The organism is Flavobacterium sp. KY-23415, from assembly GCF_055384985.1.
The window spans coordinates 2072026-2096317 of sequence record NZ_AP044001.1 but is presented as its reverse complement, the minus strand read 5'-3'; the positions used below and the strand labels follow the sequence as shown (position 1 = coordinate 2096317).

The 24292-nt window shown below is 32.6% G+C and carries 16 protein-coding genes; 2 read left to right on the top strand and 14 right to left on the bottom strand.

Going from position 1 to position 24292, the window contains the following annotated elements; translation table 11 throughout:
• Positions 1–49: 49 nt before the first annotated feature.
• The 13 genes from ruvA to ACZ49Z_RS09160 all read right to left on the bottom strand — a co-directional run bounded on the left by ruvA (position 50) and on the right by ACZ49Z_RS09160 (position 17811).
• The gene (ruvA, locus tag ACZ49Z_RS09220) at positions 50–631 is read right to left on the bottom strand and encodes a Holliday junction branch migration protein RuvA (protein WP_464307878.1); all 582 of its coding nucleotides are present in this window, start codon (positions 629–631) and stop codon (positions 50–52) included.
• Positions 632–671: 40 nt separating this feature from the next.
• Complete coding sequence (locus ACZ49Z_RS09215) at positions 672–2966, bottom strand: NADP-dependent malic enzyme (protein ID WP_464307877.1); 2295 nt, start codon at positions 2964–2966, stop codon at positions 672–674.
• Between the two features lie 201 nt (positions 2967–3167).
• Entirely contained in the window at positions 3168–4094 is a 927-nt protein-coding gene (gene queG / locus ACZ49Z_RS09210; protein ID WP_464307876.1) for a tRNA epoxyqueuosine(34) reductase QueG, read from the bottom strand.
• Positions 4091–5434 carry a cytochrome P450 gene (locus ACZ49Z_RS09205; RefSeq protein ID WP_464307875.1) on the bottom strand — a complete coding sequence of 448 codons (1344 nt, stop codon included), beginning with the start codon at positions 5432–5434 and terminating at the stop codon, positions 4091–4093. The genes queG and ACZ49Z_RS09205 overlap by 4 nt, the downstream gene beginning before the upstream one ends.
• An 11-nt stretch (positions 5435–5445) precedes the next feature.
• Positions 5446–6468: a Holliday junction branch migration DNA helicase RuvB gene (gene ruvB, locus ACZ49Z_RS09200; protein ID WP_464307874.1), complete on the bottom strand. Its 1023-nt coding sequence runs from the start codon at positions 6466–6468 to the stop codon at positions 5446–5448.
• A gap of 77 nt (positions 6469–6545) precedes the next feature.
• On the bottom strand, positions 6546–8315 hold the full coding sequence (locus tag ACZ49Z_RS09195) for a cytochrome c oxidase subunit I (protein WP_464307873.1): 1770 nt from the start codon (positions 8313–8315) through the stop codon (positions 6546–6548).
• A gap of 30 nt (positions 8316–8345) precedes the next feature.
• Positions 8346–9497, bottom strand: a complete 1152-nt coding sequence (locus ACZ49Z_RS09190) for a cytochrome c oxidase subunit II (protein ID WP_464307872.1) — start codon at positions 9495–9497, stop codon at positions 8346–8348.
• Positions 9498–9516: 19 nt separating this feature from the next.
• A complete protein-coding gene (locus ACZ49Z_RS09185; RefSeq protein ID WP_464307871.1) occupies positions 9517–10863 on the bottom strand; it encodes a quinol:cytochrome C oxidoreductase in 1347 nt (448 codons plus the stop codon).
• A 30-nt stretch (positions 10864–10893) separates the two neighbouring features.
• The gene (locus ACZ49Z_RS09180) at positions 10894–11439 is read right to left on the bottom strand and encodes a c-type cytochrome (protein ID WP_464307870.1); all 546 of its coding nucleotides are present in this window, start codon (positions 11437–11439) and stop codon (positions 10894–10896) included.
• 8 nt (positions 11440–11447) lie between these two features.
• On the bottom strand, positions 11448–11972 hold the full coding sequence (locus ACZ49Z_RS09175; RefSeq protein WP_464307869.1) for a DUF3341 domain-containing protein: 525 nt from the start codon (positions 11970–11972) through the stop codon (positions 11448–11450).
• 4 nt (positions 11973–11976) lie between these two features.
• On the bottom strand, positions 11977–13386 hold the full coding sequence (gene nrfD, locus ACZ49Z_RS09170) for an NrfD/PsrC family molybdoenzyme membrane anchor subunit (protein WP_464307868.1): 1410 nt from the start codon (positions 13384–13386) through the stop codon (positions 11977–11979).
• Positions 13387–13416: 30 nt separating this feature from the next.
• On the bottom strand, positions 13417–16470 hold the full coding sequence (locus ACZ49Z_RS09165; RefSeq protein WP_464307867.1) for a TAT-variant-translocated molybdopterin oxidoreductase: 3054 nt from the start codon (positions 16468–16470) through the stop codon (positions 13417–13419).
• Between the two features lie 36 nt (positions 16471–16506).
• Entirely contained in the window at positions 16507–17811 is a 1305-nt protein-coding gene (locus ACZ49Z_RS09160) for a cytochrome c3 family protein (RefSeq protein ID WP_464307866.1), read from the bottom strand.
• Between the two features lie 218 nt (positions 17812–18029).
• On the opposite strand from ACZ49Z_RS09160, the gene ACZ49Z_RS09155 reads away from it, so the two are divergent.
• Entirely contained in the window at positions 18030–18416 is a 387-nt protein-coding gene (locus tag ACZ49Z_RS09155; RefSeq protein WP_464307865.1) for an SPOR domain-containing protein, read from the top strand.
• A gap of 208 nt (positions 18417–18624) precedes the next feature.
• Positions 18625–20826 (top strand): TonB-dependent receptor plug domain-containing protein, encoded by a 2202-nt coding sequence (locus ACZ49Z_RS09150; protein WP_464307864.1) that lies wholly within the window; start codon positions 18625–18627, stop codon positions 20824–20826.
• 541 nt (positions 20827–21367) lie between these two features.
• Here the strand turns inward: ACZ49Z_RS09150 and infB are convergent.
• A complete protein-coding gene (gene infB / locus ACZ49Z_RS09145; RefSeq protein WP_464307863.1) occupies positions 21368–24247 on the bottom strand; it encodes a translation initiation factor IF-2 in 2880 nt (959 codons plus the stop codon).
• Between the last annotated feature and the right edge of the window lie 45 nt (positions 24248–24292).

Sequence of the window (24292 nt, the reverse complement as noted above, 5' to 3'; positions counted from 1 at the left end):
CACTCTGAACTCTATTAAAAATATTACTGTTAATTTTATTTTTCAAGTCTTATAAGTTTTTTAGTGCTTGTTTTATTAAAGTTTCAACGGTTGCATTTGGGGCTTCAATTACAATTTTGTCTATCACTTTTTCGGCTGTTTTTCTAACAAAACCTAGAACCTCTAGAGCAGATAACGCTTCTTCTTTGTTTGTATTGTTAGAAACTAAAGAAACTTCATCTAAATCATACACTTTTAACACTTTATCCTTTAAATCTAAAATAACTCTCTGTGCTGTTTTTGCTCCAATTCCTTTTATTCCTTGTACTGTAGCTACATCGTTTGAACCGATGGCTTGAATGATTTGTTGTGGAGCCAATGACGACAACATGGTTCTAGCAATATTGGCTCCTATACCTGAAACTGATATCAATAATTTAAATAACTCTCTTTCTTGTTTTTCAACAAAACCATATAAAGTATGTGCATCTTCTTTTATTTGAAGAAAAGTAAAAAGTTTAAGATTTTCACTTTCCGGCAAAAGAGAAAAGGTATGTAACGATATATTAATATGATACCCAACACCATTACAGTCTATTACTACTTCTGTTGGATTTTTTTCAACTAATTTACCTTGAATATGAGTGATCATAATTTATTTTATATGTTAATAGCCAAAAATATAAAAAATATTATTTATTAATAGCTTTTTTATATTTTCGCTCCTTTTCTTGAGCATCTACTACAGAAACAGCAGCCATATTCACCATTTCTTCTACGCTTGCACCTAACTGAAAAATATGTACTGGTTTATCTAAACCAAGCATAATTGGTCCAATAGAATCTGACTTGTTCAATTCCTTCATCATCTTATAAGTGATATTCGCAGAATCAAGGTTTGGAAAAATCAAAGTGTTTACTTTTTTATTCACCAGTTTAGAAAATGGGAATTTACTTTTTAACATGTCTGGATTTAAAGCAAAATCGGTTTGAATTTCGCCATCTACAATAATATCTGGATAATATTTATGCAGGTATGCTACAGCTTCTCTTATTTTTTTAGGATTTTCATTTTCGGAAGAACCAAAATTTGAAAAAGATACCATTGCCATAACTGGCTCCATTCCGAACATTCTAACTGTTTTAGCAGTCATTAAAGCAATTTTTGCCAAATCTTCTGCTGAAGGGTTAGGATTTATAGCGGTATCTGAAAGAAAAATAGGACCTCTAGTAGTCATCATCATATTGGTTGTTGCAATACGAGATACTCCTGGAGCCTTATCTATCATTTCCAATACAGGCTTAACCACTGAAGGATAACTTCTAGAATAACCTGTCACCATAGTATCTGCTTCTCCTTCATTCACCATCATTAAACCAAAATAATTTCGCTCTCGCATCCATTTTTCAGCATCTAACAATGTAATTCCTCTTCTCTTTCTTGTCTCCCAAAAAGAAGTTGCATATTTTGTTCTTCTAGCATCTTCTTCTTTAGTCTTAGGATCGATAATCATTACATCAGCATCAAAACCGATTTCTGTTTTAAGCTCTTGAATAATTTCTTTATTTCCTAATAAAATAGGCATTCCAACTCCTTCTTCAAAAACAATTTGAGCTGCTTTTAGAACATCTAAATGATCAGCTTCTGCAAAAACAACTCTCTTTGGGCTTGTTTTCGCACGATTCATTAACATTCTAATCATTTTATTATCAGAACCTAATCTATCTAATAATTCTAACTCATATTTTTCCCAATCCGTAATTTCAATTTGTGCAACGCCCGATTCCATAGCCGCTTTTGCTACTGCAGGGGCTACAACACTAATTAATCTTGGATCAAATGGTTTTGGAATTATATAATCTCTCCCGAAGTTTAATTTTGTCTCACCATAGGCCACATTTACTTGCTCAGGGACTGGACTTTTTGCTAATTCTGCTAAAGCACGAACAGCTGCCATTTTCATTTCTTCATTTATTTTCTTGGCTCTAACATCTAGAGCTCCTCTAAAAATATAGGGGAAGCCTAATACATTGTTCACTTGGTTAGGATGATCTGAACGACCTGTTGCCATGATAATGTCTTCTCTTGTATTTATTGCAACATTATAATCTATTTCAGGAATTGGATTTGCCATTGCAAAAACAATTGGGTTGTGATTCATTGTTAACAACATTTCTGGAGTCAAAATATTCCCAACAGACAGTCCTAAAAACACATCTGCTCCAACTATTACATCTTTTAAAGTTTGTGGATCACATGATTTGGCATATCTTTTTTGTAAATCAGAAATATCTACTCTACATGTTGTTAGCATGCCATCTTTATCAAACATAAATATGTTTTTCTCTTTTACACCAAGCAAAACATACAAGTTTGCACAAGCCAAAGCCGCTGAACCTGCTCCGGAAACAACTACTTTAACTTCATCAACCTCTTTATTAGCTAACTCTAATGCATTTAACAAAGCAGCTGAAGATATTATGGCTGTTCCATGTTGATCATCATGCATTACTGGGATATTCAATTCTTCCACTAATCTTCTTTCAATTTCGAAAGATTCTGGAGCTTTAATATCTTCAAGATTAATTCCTCCAAATGTTGGTGCAATGTTCTTTACAGTTTGAATAAAAGCTTCTACATCTTTTGTTCCTACTTCAATATCAAAAACATCTATATCTGCAAAAATCTTAAAAAGTAATCCTTTTCCTTCCATTACAGGTTTAGAGGCTTCTGGACCTATATCTCCTAAGCCTAAAACAGCTGTTCCATTGGAGATTACTGCAACTAAATTTCCTTTTGCTGTATATTTATAAACATTATCTACATCTTTTGCTATCTCTAAACATGGCTCTGCAACTCCTGGTGAATAGGCTAGAGATAGATCTCTTTGGGTTGCATATTTCTTTGTTGGCACTACCTGGATCTTTCCTGGTGTTGGCTTTGCGTGATATAATAAAGCTTCTCTTCTTTTTGTATCCTTATGCATATACTATTTTTTATACTAACTTACAAAGTTAGAATAAGGATTCAAAGAAAAAAATTTTAGAGCTACTCTTTTAAAAAATATAACATTTTAACATTCTTAGCTTATCGCTTTAGCGTGAAAGGACTTTTTAAATCGACAATCGTGTAGCTTTATTAAATAATTTAGTTTAAAACAAATTGAACAAAGACAACAATTAAAATTTTAATCTTTTAAAAAGCTAACATTTCTTTGTAAACCTTCTAATTTTGTTCTTTTTACAGGTGAATTTTTAAACACTTTGTTAAATGTCTCTTTAGTTATTTCCTCCCAATCTTTTTTTGAAAATGAAAGTATTTCTTGATTTGGATAGAACAAAGGTTCGTTATGAGGTTTAGAAAATCGGTTCCAAGGGCAAACATCTTGGCAAACATCGCAACCAAATGCCCAATCATTAAACTTACCCTTCATTTCCTGAGGAATATTATCGCGCAATTCTATTGTAAAATAAGAAATGCACTTACTGCCATCAACAACATAGGGAGCAACAATCGCTTCAGTAGGACAAGCATCAATACATTTTGTACAAGAACCACAATGGTCAGTTGTTGGAGAATCATATTCCAAATCTAAATCAATTATTAGCTCTGCAATAAAATAGAAAGAACCAACTTTTTGAGTAATCAAATTACTATTTTTCCCAATCCAACCTAAACCACTTTTTGAAGCCCAAGCCTTATCTAAAACAGGTGCTGAATCAACAAATGCCCTACCTGAAACCATTCCAATTTCATTTTGTATAAACTCTAAAAGAGCTTTTAATTTCTCTTTTATAACGAAATGATAATCTTGTCCGTATGCATATTTGGAAATTTTATAGGAATCAGAATTTTGTTTTTCAGAAGGGTAATAGTTAAGTAATAGTGAAACAACACTCTTTGCATCATCAACAAGTAAGGTTGGGTTTAATCTTTTATCAAAATGATTTTCCATATAACCCATTTGTCCATTATGGCTATTATTTAACCATTTTTCTAAACGAGGAGCTTCTTCCTCAAGAAAGCCTGCTTTAGAAATACCACAAGACAAAAAACCTAAACGATTTGCTTCTTGTTTAATTAACTGCGTATATTTCTGCTTATTGTTTATCATGTGTATTGTTCACGATCTTTAAACTCTAAAATAGCTTTATATGGTTTTAAAGTAATTAAAGGTTTAATTTGAATTGAGGTTTGTTTTTCAACAATTTTAAAGCGCTCAACCAAACTCATAATTACTAAAATCATTTCATACATGGCAAAATTATTACCAATACACATTCGTTGCCCAGCTCCAAAAGGATAATAATTCTTTGAAAACTTAGTCGTTTCCTCTAAAAATCTTTCCGGTTTAAATTCATCTGGTTCTTTCCAAAAATCTGGATGACGATGAATTTCATATACCGAAAACAACAAATTTGTCCCTTTAGGAAAACACATCCCATCGTATTCATCTTCCTCAATATTAACCCTATCAATAAAATAAGCAGGGGGAAATAAGCGCATGGCTTCTTCAATAACTAATCTAGTATATTTTGCATTTTTTATCCAATACATTAAATCTGAAGATTCTTCTTTAATTGCAATAACTTCCTTTAAAATCTTTTCTTGAGACTCAGGATTTCTTGCTAGCAATTCACATGTAAAAGTCAATGCATTAGATGTTGTTTCGTGTCCAGCTGCAAACAAAATAAGGATTTCATCTAACAATTGTCCTTCTTCCATTGCCTCACCATCTTCATAGCGAGCATCTAATAACATATCAAGTAAATCATTATACTTCTTTCCATCCTCTTTCCTTTCTCTAACTAATTTTCTAAGTATATCACGAGACTCATCCGTAAGTTGAATATGCTTTTTAATTTCACCAGAAAGTTTAAACCACCAACCTAAATATGGCTGTCTTAATTCTTTAACTAACATTTCTTGTGTCACTTCTGTAACATGCTGAAGTTTTGCAATATCTTCAACAGATACTCCAGAATTAAACAATGATTTGACTACTGTTTGAAATGCTAAATCATTAAAAATTGGGAAAACGTCAATAGACCTATTAATATCAATTCTATTTAACTCCAAGTCGATAGCATCTTTAATGATGCATAGAAGTTGTACTAATTGACTTTTATGAAACGCAGGTTGAATTAATTTTCTTTGTTTTTGCCATTTTTGACCTTCAGAAGTAAGCAATCCTTTTCCAATATATTTAGCTAAATCTTCAGTTTGTATTTTAGACTTTATATATTTTTTTTGATTTTTTTGTAAAACGTAGCTCAACAATCCAGCATCTCTACAAAAAACAACAGAATTACCCATTCCTACTTTTAATCTAAAAAAATCACCAAGTAAATTAAAATTAGACCTATGAAATGGCAAAGGATTTTTTAAAATAGCTAATGAATGCTTAACAAATTTTAAAAAAGAAACTTCAGGTATTGTTTTAAGTTTATTCATATCATTAGCATTTAAAATAAGCCTCCTTGAATATTATTTTTAACCTTACCTAAATGTTTGTATGCTTTTTCGGTCACTTCTCTACCTCTTGGTGTTCTCATAATAAAACCTTCTTGAATTAAGAAAGGTTCATAAACTTCTTCGATTGTCTCTCCATTTTCAGAAACTGCGGTAGCTAAAGTAGTTAAACCAACAGGCCCTCCTTTAAACTTATCTATTATAGTTAAAAGAATTTTATTATCCATTTCATCCAATCCATTTGCATCAACATTTAACGCCTTTAATGCATAACGAGTAATCTCTAAATCAATTCTACCATTCCCTTTTATTTGTGCAAAATCTCGCACACGTCTTAATAAGGCATTAGCAATACGTGGAGTTCCTCTACTTCTTCCTGCAATTTCAATAGCTGCCTCCAAATCTATTTCAACTTTCAAAATAGAAGCGCTTCGCTCTATAATTGTTGCTAATAATTCTGTATTATAATATTGTAATCTACTTTGTATTCCAAAACGAGCACGCATTGGAGCAGTTAATAGCCCTGAACGGGTTGTTGCTCCAACTAAAGTAAAAGGGTTCAGATGAATTTGAACAGTTCTAGCGTTCGGACCACTTTCAATCATTATATCTATTTTATAATCTTCCATTGCAGAGTATAAATACTCTTCAACAATTGGACTGAGACGATGAATCTCATCAATAAAAAGCACATCTCTTTCTTCCAAATTAGTAAGCAAACCAGCTAAATCACCTGGCTTATCTAAGACAGGACCTGAAGTGATTTTAATCCCTACACCTAATTCATTTGCTAAAATATTAGCTAATGTAGTTTTTCCTAAGCCTGGGGGGCCATGAAACAATGAATGATCAAGTGCTTCCCCTCTTTGATTAGCAGCTTTAACAAATACTTTAAGGTTTTCTAATACATGGTCTTGCCCTGCAAAGTCGTCAAAACTTAGCGGACGCAATGCCTTCTCAATATCTAAATCTTGGGAAGTATATCTTTCTTTATTAGGATCTAAATTTTCATTCATAGGAACAAAGATAAACAAAGTAAAAACAAAAAACCTTTCCAACATGGAAAGGTTTTAATGTACTATTTTAAATCATCTTAATGATGTAATTCTTCTTCTCCGTCTTTCATCGGTACAGTTTGAAGCACAAAGTCTTCATCATGACCAGGTTTACTGTAATCGTATGCCCAACGGTGTACTTCTGGAATTTCACCAGGCCAGTTTCCATGAATATGCTCCACTGGTGTTGTCCATTCTAACGTATTAGATCTCCATGGATTTTGAGGTGCTTTCTTGCCATAGAACATACTATAAAAGAAGTTCCAGAAGAAAACTATTTGAAAAGCAGCTCCTACGATAGCAAATATTGTGATTAAAACGTTAACATCTGCTAATTCATCAAACAATGGGAATGCTGAATTTGTATAATAACGTCTTGGTAAACCAGCCATCCCGATGAAGTGCATTGGGAAGAAAACCCCATAAGCACAAACAGCTGTAACCCAGAAATGAACATAACCTAATGTTTTATTCATCATTTTACCAAACATTTTAGGGAACCAATGATAAACACCTGCAAAGAAACCATAAAGTGCAGAAATACCCATTACTAAGTGAAAGTGCGCTACAACGAAATAAGTATCGTGAACATTAATATCTAATGTGCTATCCCCAAGAATAATTCCAGTTAAACCTCCTGTAATGAAAGTAGAAACTAAACCAATAGAGAATAACATTGCAGGATTTAATTGCAAGTTACCTTTCCACAACGTAGTAATATAATTAAACGCTTTAACCGCAGAAGGTATAGCAATTAATAAAGTTGTAAAAGTAAATACTGAACCTAAGAAAGGATTCATACCTGAAATAAACATATGGTGACCCCATACTATTGTAGATAAAAATGCAATTGCAAGAATTGACATAATCATCGCTCTATAACCAAAAATTGGTTTTCTAGAGTTTGTAGCAATAATTTCAGAAGTAATACCTAATGCTGGAAGTAATACAATATAAACTTCAGGATGTCCTAGGAACCAAAACAAGTGCTCAAACAATACTGGAGAACCACCTTGGTAATGTAAAACTTCACCTTGAATAAAAATATCAGACAAGAAGAATGAAGTTCCAAAACTTCTATCAAAAATCAATAACAATGCAGCAGAAAATAATACAGGGAAAGAAACAATACCAATAATAGCTGTAACAAAGAAAGCCCATACCGTTAATGGTAATCTCGTCATTGTCATTCCTTTTGTTCTCAAGTTAATAACTGTTACAACATAATTCAACGATCCCATTAAAGAAGAAGCAATGAATATAGCCATAGAAACTAACCATAATGTCATTCCTAAGCCTGAACCAGGTATTGCCTCAGGTAAAGCACTTAAAGGAGGATAAATCGTCCAACCTGCTGATGCTGGACCAGATTCGATGAACAAAGACGCCACCATGATTACTGAAGACAAGAAAAACAACCAATAAGATAACATATTCATGAATCCAGAAGCCATATCTCTAGCTCCAATTTGCAATGGAATAAGTAAGTTACTAAAAGTACCACTTAAACCAGCCGTTAATACAAAGAATACCATTATAGTACCATGTATTGTAACTAAAGCTAAATAGATATCATTTTTCATTACACCATTAGGTGCAAAATTTTCTCCTAAGAAAAATTTAAATAAACCAAAAGACTCTTCTGGCCAAGCAATTTGCATACGGAAGAAAATAGATAATAAAACACCTATAATTCCCATTAATAAACCTGTTATAAGGTATTGCTTTGCAATCATCTTGTGATCTAAACTAAATATATATTTAGTTATAAATGTTTCTTTATGATGACCGTGTTCGTGTGCTGACATAATCTTGTACTATTTTATATATCTTAAAATCTATTTTATAACTTGAGCTAAAACCTTAGTAGTATCTACAACAGGTTCGTCTGCTTCTTGAGTGGGAGCAACTGGTGCAGGAGCATTTGCTTCTTTCCATTGAGAAGACAAAGTTGGTTTTTCACTCAACCACTTTTTGAAATCTTCAGGTGTATCTACTACAATTTTCATTTGCATATTATAGTGTGATGCACCACAAATTTTATTACATAACAATAAATAATCAAATGTATAAGGCTCTAAAGCTTCTTCACCTTTAGCAACCATTTCAAGACTCTTCTTAGCTCTAATCTTGTTAATCTTATCAACTTTAAATTTGATAGCTTCGTCTTCTCTCATTTCTACAGTTGTAAGTGTAGGAATAAAAGCAAACTGAGTAACCATTCCAGGTACACAATTCATTTGTGCTCTAAAATGAGGCATATAAGCAGAGTGCAATACATCTTGTGAACGCATCTTGAAAACCACTTTTTTACCTTTTGGCAAATGCAATTCAGTAACTACTTTGTCATCTTGTGCAGCTGGATCTGATAAATCTACACCTAAAGTATTAACACCTTCAATATATCTAACATTAGCTTTTCCAAGAGTATTGTCTTCTCCAGCATATCTAGCTTCCCAACCAAATTGTTTTGCATATAACTCTACAAAGATTACATCTTCCTCTTCTTCATAATACATAATCTGATTCCAAGTATATAATCCATAAAGAATTAAACCTGCCAAAACAATAACTGGAATAATAGTCCAAATAGCTTCTAACTTGTTATTATCTGCAAAATATAATGCTTTTTGCCCTTTTTTACCTCTATATTTAAAAGTAAAGAAATGCAATAAAAACTGCGTAATAGTTTGTACAAAGAATATTAATGCGAGTGAAATATTCATTAGGTTATCAACATCAGACCCATGTTCTGAAGCAGGAGTGCCTAAAACTAAGTCTCCCCACTTTACAACAGAATATATTGTAAATATGTAAATAAACCCAACGAAGGCAAACATTAAATAGCCATTAACTGTATTATCTTTATCATTTGCAATTTCAGAATTTTCTGAATCTGCACCTACTTGAGTTAAATCAAAAATTTTAGTTAATTGCCAAATAGCAATTCCAATTAAAACTAAAACTAAGAATACCAATAAACTTGTCATTTGTTTATTACTTTAAATATTAATAATGAAAATGTTTGCTTTCTCCCATTAAAGGGTTCCCTTTTGCTTCTAAAGGAGCTTTTGTCAAGGTAGTAAACACTACAAATATAAACAAACCAAGGAAAAAAGCAATTGATCCTAACTCTGCATACCCGATAAACCATTGGTCACCGACTGTAGCAGGCATAATCATATTATAGAAATCAATATAATGTCCGAATAAAATAACAATCCCAGCCATAACAACTACCCAAGATAAACGTTTGAAATCAGTATTTATTAAGATCAATAAAGGGAATAAAAAGTTCATAGCCAACATTCCGAAAAATGGTAATTTATAATTCTCTATTCTCGTTACAAAATAAGTTACTTCTTCAGGAATATCAGAATACCAAATTAACATAAACTGAGAAAACCATAGGTAAGTCCAAAAAATACTAATTCCAAACATAAACTTAGCTAAATCATGTATATGACTTGTATTTACATCAGGTAAATATCCTTTAGATTTTAAATATAATGTTATTAAAGCAATTGCAGTAATACCACTAACAAAGAAGCTAGCAAAAACATACCATCCAAATAACGTACTATACCAGTGAGGATCAACAGACATAATCCAATCCCAAGACATAATAGACTCAGAAACAATAAAGAAAACTAGAAAACCAGCTGCCCACTTAAAGTTTTTCTTATAAAAAGTGTTATCAGTGGCATTATCTTGAGCAATAGAATTTTTCCTAGAAACGAATCTATAGATATTCCAACCTGCTAAAAATATTGCTGCTCTTATTAAGAAAAATGGAACATTCAAATATCCTTGTTTAGCTTGTAATAAATGATCCGAAGCTACAACATCTTTATCCATCCAAACAAAAATATGATTCAAATGAAAACCAGATGCAACCAAGACAAGGAAAAATATAATAGAACCAGGTAACAAATAACCAGTTATACCTTCCATAACTCTAAATAATATAGGTGACCAACCAGCTTGAGCTGCTTGTTGAATTGCATAGAAAGCTAAAACACCCACACTTAACAACATAAAAAAGATACAAGCTACATAAAATGCAGACCATGGTTTGTTTTGTTGCTGGTGCAATACATGCTCTACATGTGCATCATGCTCTTTATTAGCGTGAATATCTCCTTTTTTATGACCTTCGTGTGCCACAATATTTTCTGTATGCACATCATGAGCGTCATGAGACATTTCACTACCATGATGACCATCACCATGTTCTAACATTTCTTCAACTTTTTCTTTGCTAGGCACAGTCATAAAACCGATACCAATCCCAATGATTCCTATAACCATTAAGGCTAATGAAAAAGCTTTTAATTTACTTGAAAACGTATACATATTAATGATTTTCAAAAAAGTGTTTTACAATTATAATTCTGATTTAAGTTTTAAAACATAATCTGTAACTTGCCATCTCTCTTCTTGTGATAATTGATTAGCATGTGAACCCATAGAATTTAATCCATAAGTTATTACGTGATAAATACTCCCTTCAGTTATTTCTCTATCTTTATAGCTAGGAACTCCTAAGAATTTTTCTCTTTTAACAAGTGTTCCTTTTCCATCTCCTTTTTCACCATGACAGATTGCACAGTAAATATTAAACATCTCTTTCCCTTTTTCAGGATTAATTGAAATTGAATCTAATGGAGACTTTAATGTTTCTTTTGCCAAAATATAACCCTCATTCGTATTAGGAATTTCATATGGCACAAAACCTCTTTTTATAGAACCTTCAGCTGGAATTTGTCCTTCTTTTCCATCTTTAAATATCTCATGTTCTGAATACGTTTCATAAGGAACTGCTTCATACATGTTTGGAAAAAACTGGTAGTTCGGCTTCGATTTATCAAAACATGACGTGGCCATAATTGACAAACCTACTACTGTTACTATTTTATATAAGCTTTTCATATCTCCTATTAATGCTTTTCTATTACTTTAACTTCAACAGCCCCTGTAGATTTGAAGAATGAAATTAATTCTTCTTCATCTCCATGAACTCCAACTTCCATCAAAAAATGGTCATCCGTAGTTCTTACATCTGGGTTTTCAGCCTTTTTAAATGGCCATAATTTACTTCTCATATAAAAAGTAATAACCATTAAGTGAGCTGCAAAAAATACCGTTAACTCAAACATAATTGGTACAAATGCAGGCATATTTTCTAAATAACTAAAACTTGGCTTACCTCCAATATCCTGTGGCCAATCTACAATCATGATAAATCTCATCATCGCAGTAGCAACTGATATTCCTACTAAACCATATAAAAACGAAGCTATAGCAATTCTTGTTGGAGCTAATCCCATTGCTTTATCTAAACCATGCACTGGAAAAGGTGTATAAACTTCTTCAATATGATGATGTGCTGCTCTTGTTTGCTTTACAGCGTCCATTAAAACATCATCATCATTATATATAGCGTGTATAACTTTATTACTCATGATATTAATGATTGTCTGAATGATTATGATCTTTTGATTCTCTCTCTCTTTTGTAATTGTCACCAGACGATTTCAAAATAGTTTTTACCTCTGCTTGAGCTATAACTGGGAAACTTCTAGAATATAATAAGAATAATACAAAGAAGAAACCTATTGTCCCTATAAAAATTCCTGCATCTACAAAAGTAGGCTGGAACATTGTCCAAGAAGATGGTAAATAATCTCTATGTAAAGAAGTAACAATAATTACAAAACGTTCAAACCACATTCCAATATTTACAACTATGGATATAATAAATGAAGCCATAATACTAGTTCGCACTTTCTTAGACCACATAACTTGAGGCGATATAACATTACATAACATCATCAACCAATATGACCACCAATAAGGTCCAGTCGCCCTGTTTAAAAAAGCATATTGTTCATATTCAACTCCAGAATACCAAGCAATAAACAGCTCTGTAATATATGCACACCCAACTATAGAACCTGTAATCATGATTACAATATTCATTAATTCAATATGTTGAATAGTAATATAATCTTCTAAGTTAGACACTTTTCTCATGATAATAAGCAAAGTATTCACCATAGCAAAACCAGAGAAAATAGCACCAGCCACGAAGTATGGAGGTAAAATTGTTGTATGCCAACCTGGAATTACTGAAGTAGCAAAGTCGAAAGATACAATAGTATGAACGGAAAGTACAAGTGGTGTTGCTAAACCTGCTAAAACAAGTGAAACTTCTTCAAAACGTTGCCAATCTTTTGCTCTTCCACTCCAACCAAAAGACAATGTAGAATATATTTTTTTTGTGAATGGTGTAATTGCTCTATCTCTTAGCATTGCAAAATCTGGTAATAAACCTGTCCACCAGAAAACTAATGAAACTGATAAATACGTTGAAATTGCAAATACATCCCAAAGTAATGGGGAGTTAAAATTTACCCATAATGAACCAAACTGATTAGGAATTGGCAATACCCAATAACCTAACCATGGACGACCCATGTGAATAATTGGGAATAAACCAGCTTGCATTACAGAGAAAATTGTCATTGCTTCTGCAGAACGGTTAATTGCCATTCTCCATTTTTGACGGAATAATAATAATACAGCAGAGATTAAAGTTCCAGCGTGACCGATACCTACCCACCAAACGAAATTGGTAATATCCCACGCCCATCCAACAGTTTTATTTAATCCCCATGTACCAATACCTGTAGATATTGTATAAATCATGCAGCCCAATCCATATAGGAATGCTGTTAAGGCAATTGAAAATACAATCCACCATTGTTTATTCGCTCTACCTTCAACAGGTTTAGCTACATCTACAGTAACATCGTGGTAAGATTTATTTCCTACTACTAAAGGTTTTCTAATGGGTGCTTCGTAATGAGACGACATAATCCTTTATATTGTTTCTTAAATTAATACTTATTTAACATTTCTAACTTTAACATGATAGAATACATTAGGTTTTGTACCAATGTGCTCTAGTAAATGATACATTCTGTCGTCTTCTGCTAGCTTAGCAACTTGACTTTCTTTATCATTAACATCTCCAAAAATCATAGCTCCACTTGTACAAGCAGCGGAACATGCAGTTTGAAACTCACCATCTTTAACTAATCTACCTTCGCGTTTTGCTTTAAGTTTTGTTGCTTGCGTCATCTGAATACACATTGAACATTTTTCCATTACTCCGCGAGAACGTACATTTACATCTGGATTCAATACCATACGACCTAAGTCATCATTCATATGATAATCAAACTCAGAATTTTTGTTATATAAGAACCAGTTAAAACGTCTTACTTTATAAGGACAGTTATTTGCACAATAACGAGTACCCACACAACGATTATATGCCATGTGATTTTGTCCTTCTCTACCATGTGATGTTGCAGCAACTGGACAAACCGTCTCACAAGGAGCATGATTACAGTGTTGACACATTACTGGTTGGAATGCTACTTGAGGATTTTCGGATGGGTCTTCCATCGCCCCTAATGTATTAATTGAATTCATTAATCCTGAAGTCGCTTCTTTTAATTCAACATCAGCATCAAAAGTTTCTTTCGAAGAATAATATCTATCAATACGCAACCAATGCATATCTCTACTTCTTCTCACTTCAGATTTACCCACTACAGGTACATTATTTTCAGCATGACACGCTATTACACATGCTCCACAACCTGTACACGCATTTAAATCAATTGACAAATTAAAATGATGCCCTGTAGATCTATCAAAAGATGTCCATAAATCTACTTCTGTTGCTGCTGTTGGTTTATGATCCAAAGAAACCATAGGAACTGGATTCCATTCTTTAGGATCGTTATTCTTAAATATATCAAGAGTCGTTTCTTTAATAATATCTCCACGACCCATTAATGTTTTTTGTAATTGAACACATGCAAACTCATGTTCACCTTCTTCTTTAGTAATTTTTACTGTTTGATTTGCATTTAAATTACTATACAAAGTATAAGCATTAACCCCCACTTTCATTTCCTCCTTCATTCCTTCAACTTTTCCGTATCCGAATGCAAGACCAATTGTTCCTTTTGCTTGTCCAGGCTGAACCAAAACAGGAACTTTAACTAAAGTAGCATCGCCAACCTTTAAAGTTGCATAACTACCATTCATACCTCCGTTTGCAACATTCCAGTTTTTCAACGATAATCTATCAGCATCAGCTTTAGAAATTGTAACATAATTATCCCAAGACACTCTTGTTATTGGATCTGGAAACTCTTGTAACCAAGGGTTATTTGCTTGTTGACCATCTCCTAGACCTGTTTTAGTATACAATACTAATTCCATATCTACAGCTTTAGCCTGTGCCAATTTATTTGCACTAGCAGAATAAGCCGCATCACCATTTACTGTCAAAGGAAGAATTTCTGAAACCGCAAAACCATCATGAACTATTTGATTCCAAGACTTACCAACAACTTGAGTCGAAGAAAAGGTTTTTAAGTAGTCATAATAGTTAGAACTATTTTCAGACCATGTTAACAATGCATCTTGAAATTGTTTTGTATCAAACAATGGTCGTATCGTTGGCTGCATTACACTATAATGACCTCTAACGATTGTAACATCTCCCCAAGATTCTAAATAGTGAGGTGCTGCAGCTGCAATAGTAGTAACTTTGGCAGTTTCATCTTCTTTCATAGAAAATGCAACAGATAATTTTACTTTCTTTAACGCTTCTGAAAAATCTTTAGAATTTGGCAATGTATATACTGGATTTACACCGTTCATAATTAATGTATGAACACTACCAGCTTTCATTTCTTCAACTAATTGGGCAACTTCTTTGTTACTACCTTTTCTAGTTAACTTAGCATTATTTGGATTAAAAGCTTCCGATGCAATAGCACTATTAATTGCCAACACTAACATTTGAGCATCAACATCGTCTAAACCTGTAACTAAAACTCCTTTACCTTTTGCAGATTTTAATTGCTCAATAACCTTATTTAACTCTACTTCTTTTTCAACCTTAACATCAGAAATAGCAGCACCAGTTATTGCTTTATATATTTTAACTAAAGCCAACTTTTGTTGTGCAATAGTCATTGGTATTCTTTTATCAGCATTTGCTCCAGCTAAAGACATATTCGCTTCTAATTGAATATGCTTAGACATTTTCCCTTGCTTAGGAATCCTTCCTTTTGCATATCCTGCATCATAACCTCCACCTTGCCAATCACCTAGAATGTCCGCCCCAATGGAAACAATTACATCTGCTTTAGAAAAATCATAATTTGCTAATGCTCTAACTCCATAAACAGCTTCGAAAGCATCTAATGCATTTGAATCAGAAACAGCATCATATACAACATGTTTAACTGTAGGATATTTTACTTTTAACTCAGAAATTAAAGCTTCTGTAGAAGGACTTGCTAAAGTATTTGTCAATATAACAACAGAAGCTCCTTTTGCATTAGCATCTTCTAAACTTGCCTTAACTTTAGCATTTACTTCAGACCAACTTGCAGGCTTTCCTGCAATTTTAGGCTGTTTTAAACGTAAACTATCATATAAAGAAAGTACAGATGCATGCACCCTTGCATTAGCGCCCGTATTTGATCCTTCTAAATTATTATTTTCAACTTTAATCGGACGACCTTCACGTGTTTTGATGAGAATATTAGCAAAATCAAAACCATCTGCAATAGTTGTAGCGTAAAAATCTGCTACTCCAGGAACAATTTCTTCTGGTTGTACTACATAAGGAATAGATTTCACAACAGGACCTTCACAAGCAGCAAGCGAAGCAGCTGCAGTACTAAATCCTACATATTTTAAAAAGTCACGACGAGAAGTAGCAGAGTTAGATAGGCTTTCTTCGTTTCCTAAAAACTCACCAACAGGAATCTGTTCTACAAACTCGTTGTTTCTTAGCGTCTCAACAATAGAGCTATTTTCGTTTAGCTCTTCAACACTTTTCCAGTATTTTTTGTTTGATGCCATATTGTATATTGATATTAGCTTCTTAATTTTTATTTATTAATAGTGACATTTACCACATTCTAAACCTCCCATTTGAGCAGCTGTTAATTGCTTAACACCATACTTCTTAGAAAGCTCTTCATGAATTTTTGTGTAGTATGCATTGTCCTCAACTTTCACATTTGTCTCTCTATGACAGTTAACACACCAACCCATAGTTAATGAAGAATGTTGCTTCATGATTTCCATTTCTTCAACAGGACCATGACATGTTTGACATTCAACTCCTGCAACAGAAACGTGTTGTGAGTGATTAAAATAAACAAAATCTGGCAAATTATGTATTCTTATCCATTTAACAGGAGCTGTTTTACCAGTGTATTTTTGATTTTCTTTATCCCAACCTACAGCGTCATATAACTTTTGGATCTCATCATTATAATTAACCCCATATTCTTTTCCTTCAGCCAACGTTTCATCTGCAACAGAACTAATATTCTTATGACAGTTCATACAAACATTTAGCGATGGTATATTTGAATGTTTACCTACTCTAGCTGCAGAGTGACAATATTTACAATCTATACCATTATCACCAGCATGTATTCTATGTGAATAATGTATCGGCTGAATTGGCTCATAACCCTGATCTACACCTACTTGCATTAAATAACCATAAGCAAAATAAGCCGCAAACAACAAGAATAAAATAGCACTTACCACCAACAAGAATTGATTTTTAATAAACGCTTTCCAAATTGGCAATGACTTTTTATCCTCTGGAACCGCTATACCATTTGCTTTTGCAATCTTACTTAATACGTTGTTTACCAAGAACAACATAACAATTAACATTAATAAAACTAATGATAAAGCACCTAGAATAATGTTGTTTGAAATACCTGAATCATTTGTAACTTTTGAAGTTTCAGAACCACCTGGAAGCGGTACTATTTCAACTTTTGGCTCAGATGTATACGCTAAAATATTTTCAATATCCCCATCTGATAAAGCTGGAAAAATAGTCATTGCTTTTTGACCATTATCATTGTAAATTTTTAACGCTGTGGCATCACCTGCTTTAATAAGCTCTGTGTTATTTCTAATCCACTTGTAAAGGAAATCTTTATCATACTTATCCGCAACACCTCTCAATGCTGGCCCCGTCATTGCCTTGTCTAGATGATGACAAGCCGCACAATTTGTGTTAAACAATTCTTTACCTTTAACAGGATCAGCACCTGTTGGAGCTGGAGCTTCTGCCGCAGCATCCTGTGAAAACACAGATAAAGAAAAAGATAGCGTTAAAGCTAAGCTGAAGAAAATCCTTGAAAACGATTTATGGTTACCCACCTTTTTCATATTTAGTTAATGATTATCTAGTAAATTTGGTATGATTTTGGCTGTGCTTTAACACAAAAAGAATCATACTTTATTTTAAACTCCGACAAAAATACGATATTAGAACTATTCTGAAAACCTTAATATTATCTTAAAATGTAATTTATATTTATTCTAAATAAAACAAGCCGTTTCATTTTATCTAATTAATTGTATTTTTGCTTTAAATTTTATTCATTATGAGAATTTTAGCCATTAAAAACATTTTATCATTGACTATTTTCGGTCTACTTTTTACAACAAAAACTTTTTCACAAGAAACCAAAACAACAGTAGAACAAGACCCTAGATTTGAAAAGTTATTAAAACAAAAACGTCAAATTAATAGCGATATTAATATTGATGGAAACTACAAAATTCAAATTTTTTATGGAGATAAGGAAAGTGCCAAAAGAAATTTAATCTCTTTTAAAAAAGAATTTAAAGAAATTGAAGCAACAATTTCATACACCAATCCTACCTATAAGGTTTGGGTTGGAAATTACAAGTTAAGAATACATGCTGAAAGAAATTTAGTAGAAATAAAAAAGAAATACCCTAGTGCACTTTTAATTAAAACATCATAAAAAATAAGAACTTACAAAATCATTTACTTTATTTTATTTCATTCTATAAATCTCGCTTTAACGCAAAAGCGAGATTTATTTTTTACCAAACAAAACAAATTAATTCTTGAAACTAAAGAAAGAGTTATTAAAAAAAAACATACTTTAGCCACGTTTATCACAATCCGAAAGGGTTGATTCATTTTTTGCACAATTCAATTTTAATAAAATGAAAAAAAGACTCGTAATTACACTCTTTTTAATTGGCCTTTTAGGCTATAGTCAAATAAAAAAAGACTCCACAAAAACAACAAGTTTAGAAGAAGTCATTGTTACTTCTAACAAAATTCCAAAAAACAAAAAAATACTTCCAAATCAAGTAGAGTCAATAAGCAGTAAGCAAATTGAATTTCAAAATTATCAATCCACAGCTGAAATGCTCTCAAATTCAGGATCACTATTTGTTCAAAAATCACAACAAGGTGGAGGTAGTCCTGCTATTAGAGGATTTGAAGCTAGTCGTGTTTTACTTTTAGTAGATGGATTTCGAATGAATAATTTAATTTTCAGAACTGGACATCTTCAAAATGCCATTACTGTTGATGAAAACCTATTGGAAAATGTAGATATTTTTTACGGACCTACTTCTACCATCTTTGGCAGTGATGCCCTGGGAGGAACAGTAAACATGACTACAAAATATGCAAAATTTTTACCACAAGCAAACAAAGCCATTTCAGGAGGTTTAAATACAAGATACGGAAGTGTCAATAGTGAAAAATCAATCGCCTTTGATTTAAACTATGCAACATACAATTTCGCATCGCTTACAATTTTTTCATATAACGACTTTGGTGATTTAAAAATGGGGAAAAAGAAAAACAGACATTCTGATTATTTTGGAGAGCGTTTATTCTATACAACAACTGTAAACGGAATTGATCAGGTTACTGAAAACAGCAACAAATACATTCAGAAAAACTCTGGATACACCCAATATAATGCCTTACAAAAACTAGCCTATAAAAGTGACACAGGTTTTGAACACAATCTTAACCTACAATTTTCCACTACATCAAACATTCCTCGTTATGACAGATTAACTGACGTTTCATCATCTACTGGCTTTAAAAATTCAGAATGGTTCTATGGCCCTCAGCAAAGAATATTAACAGCCTACACCTTAGACAAAGAAAACGCATTATTAAGTAGCGATCTAAAAATCAGTGTTGCCTATCAAAATGCTAAAGAAAGCAGACACAACAGACGTTTTGGAAACATTAATTTACAAAACAGAGAAGAAAATGTAAATATGTACTCTTTTAGTACAGATTTACATAAGAAATTCACAAAAGGAGAATTGTTTTATGGTTTTGAATCTTATTTCGAAAATTTAAAATCATCCGCCTATAAAGAAAACATAATAACTGGTGAAACAAGCGGTATTGATACACGCTATCCAAACGGTGACAACTCAATGTTTAGAAACGATACATACTTTTCTTATAACGAGAAATCAAATCAAAAAACAGCTTGGAGTGCAGGATTTAGAATTGGCTATACAACACTAAAAAGCACTATTGCAGATGACACCTATTTCCCTCTACCTTTTTCAAAAATCAATCAAGGTAACTTTACATATAGTGGCTCTTTAGGAATAGTGCAAAACACTTCAAAAAACGTAGCTCTAAAAGCAAATATATCTTCTGGTTTTAGAGTTCCTAATATTGACGATTTTGGAAAAGTTTTTGAATCTGGAGATGGCTTTATTATCGTTCCTAACGAAGATTTAACACCTGAAAAAACAATAACAGGAGATATTGGCTTTGTAGTTCAATCAGATTCTAAACGTTTTAAATTGGAGCACACCTATTTTTATACCCGCATGTATGACGCCATAGTAACAGATTCATTTGAATACGAAGGTCAATCAACAATCTTCTATAATGGCTCTAACAGTCAAGTTCTTGCAAATCAAAACAAAGGAAAAGCATATATAACAGGAATATCAACAAATATAAGAGGTTATATTATTGATGCTTTACAATTTAATGCTAGTTTTAATTACACTTATGGTCGCATTGTTGAAAAAGACAAAGAAAGCCCATTGGACCATATTTCCCCATATTTTGGTAAGCTAGGTTTGAGTTACGCAAAAAGAAAATTTGCATTCGATTTATACATGCTATACAATGGCAAAAAAGATATTAGCGATTACTTTCCAAATGGAGAGGATAACGAACAATATGCTCCAGAAGGAGGAATGCCAGCATGGGAAACCTACAACATAAAAGGAAGTTACGATGTTTTTAAAAACGCAAAACTTTTTGCTGGTATTGAAAATATTTTAGATACTCAATATAGAGTTTTTGCTTCAGGCATAAACGCTCCTGGAAGAAATATCTATGGCGGACTGAAATATACTTTTTAAAAAAAATTAAACACCCTACTAAGGTACATTCACAAATAAAATTTATCAATAAAATAAAAACTTAAAGCTTCCTTACTTCTGAATTAAACCCCGTTTTTTTGAGCAAAAGCCTTAAAAACGGGGTTTACTATTTTTTTGAGATAATTTGATAGGTACTATATCAAACATTAAAAAACAAATTTAAACTTCACTTTCCATTGGGTATTTGAAAACTTATACTTGAAATTATCTTTCATTGAAGTATAAAGGTTTCATTGGGATACTTCTAAAGTTGTTTTTTATACCAGTAATAAAACGATAGAATTTCTTAAAAAAAAAACATTTACAACTTTTTGATTACAAGTCTTAAAAAAATTAGCTTAAACTTCTTCTCTAGATTCTTCATGATTCTAAACATATAAATTTAAATTTACCAGAATAAAACAAAAAACTACACACTAACCTTATATGTTATTGGTGAGAAATATTCGATATATTATTTTTAAAACAAGGCATAAAAAAATCTCAAGAATTTACTTGAGATTTTTTTTAAAAAACTTTATTATTTTAATTTTTTCTTCACTTCAATTTCATGGAAACATTCAATAACGTCGTACTCTTTAAGGTCATTATATCCTTTAATTTGCATTCCACAATCGTATCCTTTAGACACCTCTTTAACATCATCTTTAAAACGTCTAAGAGCTACCAATTCTCCTGTATATATTACAACTCCATCTCTAATTAATCGAATTTGACCATTTCTTAAGATCTTACCATCAGTAACCATACAACCCGCAATTGTACCTACCTTAGAAATTTTGAATAATTCGCGAATTTCTGCAGAACCTGTAATCTCTTCTTTTAATTCTGGAGACAACATTCCTTCCATTGCGTCTTTCAAATCGTCTATAGCAGCGTAAATAATTGAATAATTACGGATATCGATTTCTTCTTTTTCTGCCAATTGTTTTGCATTTCCTTGCGGACGAACATTAAAACCAATAATAATCGCATCTGAAGCAGAAGCTAACAACACATCAGATTCAGTAATTGCTCCAACTCCTTTATGTATAATATTGATTTGAATCTCTTCTGTTGATAATTTAGAAAACGAATCTGACAACGCTTCAACAGAACCATCAACATCTCCTTTAAGAATAATATTCAATTCTTTAAACTGTCCTAAAGCAATACGCCTTCCAATTTCGGCAAGTGTAATATGCTTTTGAGTTCTTACAGATTGCTCACGTTGCAACTGAGTACGTTTTGCCGCAATTTGCTTAGCTTCTCTTTCGTCATCATACACATTAAACTTATCACCAGCTGTAGGTGCTCCATCTAAACCTAATATTGAAACTGGAGTTGAAGGCCCTGCCTCCGTGATATTATGTCCTCTTTCATCAAACATGGCTTTAATTTTTCCATGATTTTTTCCAGCCAACATATAATCTCCAATTTTTAAAGTTCCTGCTTGAACTAGGATTGTAGACACATACCCTCTTCCTTTATCCAACTGAGCTTCTACAACTGTACCAACTGCATTCTTATTTGAATTTGCAGTAAGTTCTAAAATTTCTGCTTCTAATAATACTTTTTCTAATAACTCCTTAACACCTAAACCAGTTTTAGCTGAAATGTCATGAGATTGATATTTACCACCCCAATCTTCAACCAATAAATTCATTCCTGCTAATTTTTCCTTAATTTTTTCAGGGTTGGCAGTAGGTTTATCAACTTTATTAATTGCAAAAATCATTGGAACACCAGCTGCTTGAGCGTGATTAATAGCCTCTTTTGTTTGAGGCATGATATCATCATCCGCTGCTATAACAATTATAGCAATATCTGTCACTTTAGCACCACGGGCACGCATTGCAGTAAATGCTTCGTGACCTGGCGTATCTAAAAATGCAATTTTTTGACCGTTATCTAACTCCACACCATATGCTCCAATATGCTGAGTAATTCCTCCAGATTCACCAGCAATAACATTAGCACTACGAATATAATCCAACAAAGATGTCTTACCGTGATCCACATGTCCCATTACAGTAACAATAGGTGCTCTAGGAGTTAAATCCTCTGGTCTATCTTCAATTACCTCTGCTGCTTCTTCAATATCTGTTGTTATAAAATCAACTTCATATCCGAATTCATCCGCTACTATCGATAACGTTTCTGCATCCAAACGTTGATTCATCGTAACCATGATACCCAACATCATACAAGTACCAATAACCTTTGTAATAGGCACGTCCATCATTGTAGCAACTTCTCCAACAGTAACAAATTCTGTTACTTTTAATATTTTGCTTTCTAATTCTTGTTGTTGTTGCTCATCATCAACACGTTGACGATGACTATCTCTCTTATCTTTACGATATTTAGCCGATTTAGCTCCTTTTTTACCTTTACCTTGAAGCCTTTCAAGCGTTTCTTTAATTTGATTTTTTACTTCTTCCTCAGTAGGTTCTGTTTTTTGTACAACAACTTTTTTACCTTTATTAAATCTACTATTATCTTTAGTAAATACTTTTTTGGCCCCTCCAGTACTATTTGGAGCTGTATTATTATTGCTTCCCGCTGCAGGTTTAGTAATTCTCTTACGCTTATTTTTATTTGGATCAGAATCTTTTTTGTTTTGATTTCCTTGACCCGCTTTTTTAAATTCCTTTTTATCGTCTGGCTTTTTCTTTGCCTTTTCGAACTGAGACAGATCAATTTTCTGTCCTGTAAAAGTTGTCCCTGTAAGCTTTTGATAGTTGGTTTTCAACTTTATTTCTTCTTCTTGAACCTCTTCAACTTTTTTAACTTCAGCTTTTTTAACTTCAGCTTTCACAACAGTCTTAACCTCAATTGCTTTCTTTTGAATTTCAACTTTCGGCTGTATTTTAACTGCTTCAACCTTTTCTACTTTCAAAGATTCTGCCTTTGGCACTTCAACTTTCGACACCTCTTTTTCTGTAACTTCTGGTCTTGAAGTTGCAACAATCTCAGGCTTTTCTACTTTGTCTTCAGCTATCACTTTAGCTTTTTCTTCAACAACTGGAGGAGTCTCAAGTTTTGGTTGTTGTTTTCTAGGATTAAGGTCAATTTTACCAACTGCCTTTGGACCAGCCAAAGAAGCTTTTGCTTTGATTACTTCTTGTTTCTGAATTTCTTCCTGCTGACGTTTCAATTCAACTTCTTTTTCCAGCTCTCTCTTAAGTGCTTCTTTCTCTTTCTTTTTCTCTTCACTTACCTCAAGAGAAGCTTCTTTCTTTCCTTTATCAGCAGAAAATTGATTGCATAAGACATCATACTCTTCTTGAGATATTTTAGCATTTGGACTGGCTTCAATTTCATGATGCTTTTCTTTTAAAAAGTCCACTGCTCTATCTAGAGAAATGTTTAACTCCCTTAAAACTTTGTTGATTCTTATAACTCTTTTATCAGACATATAATCTTTTTTCTAATTCTTTTTATTTTGCAGTGTTGTCTATTT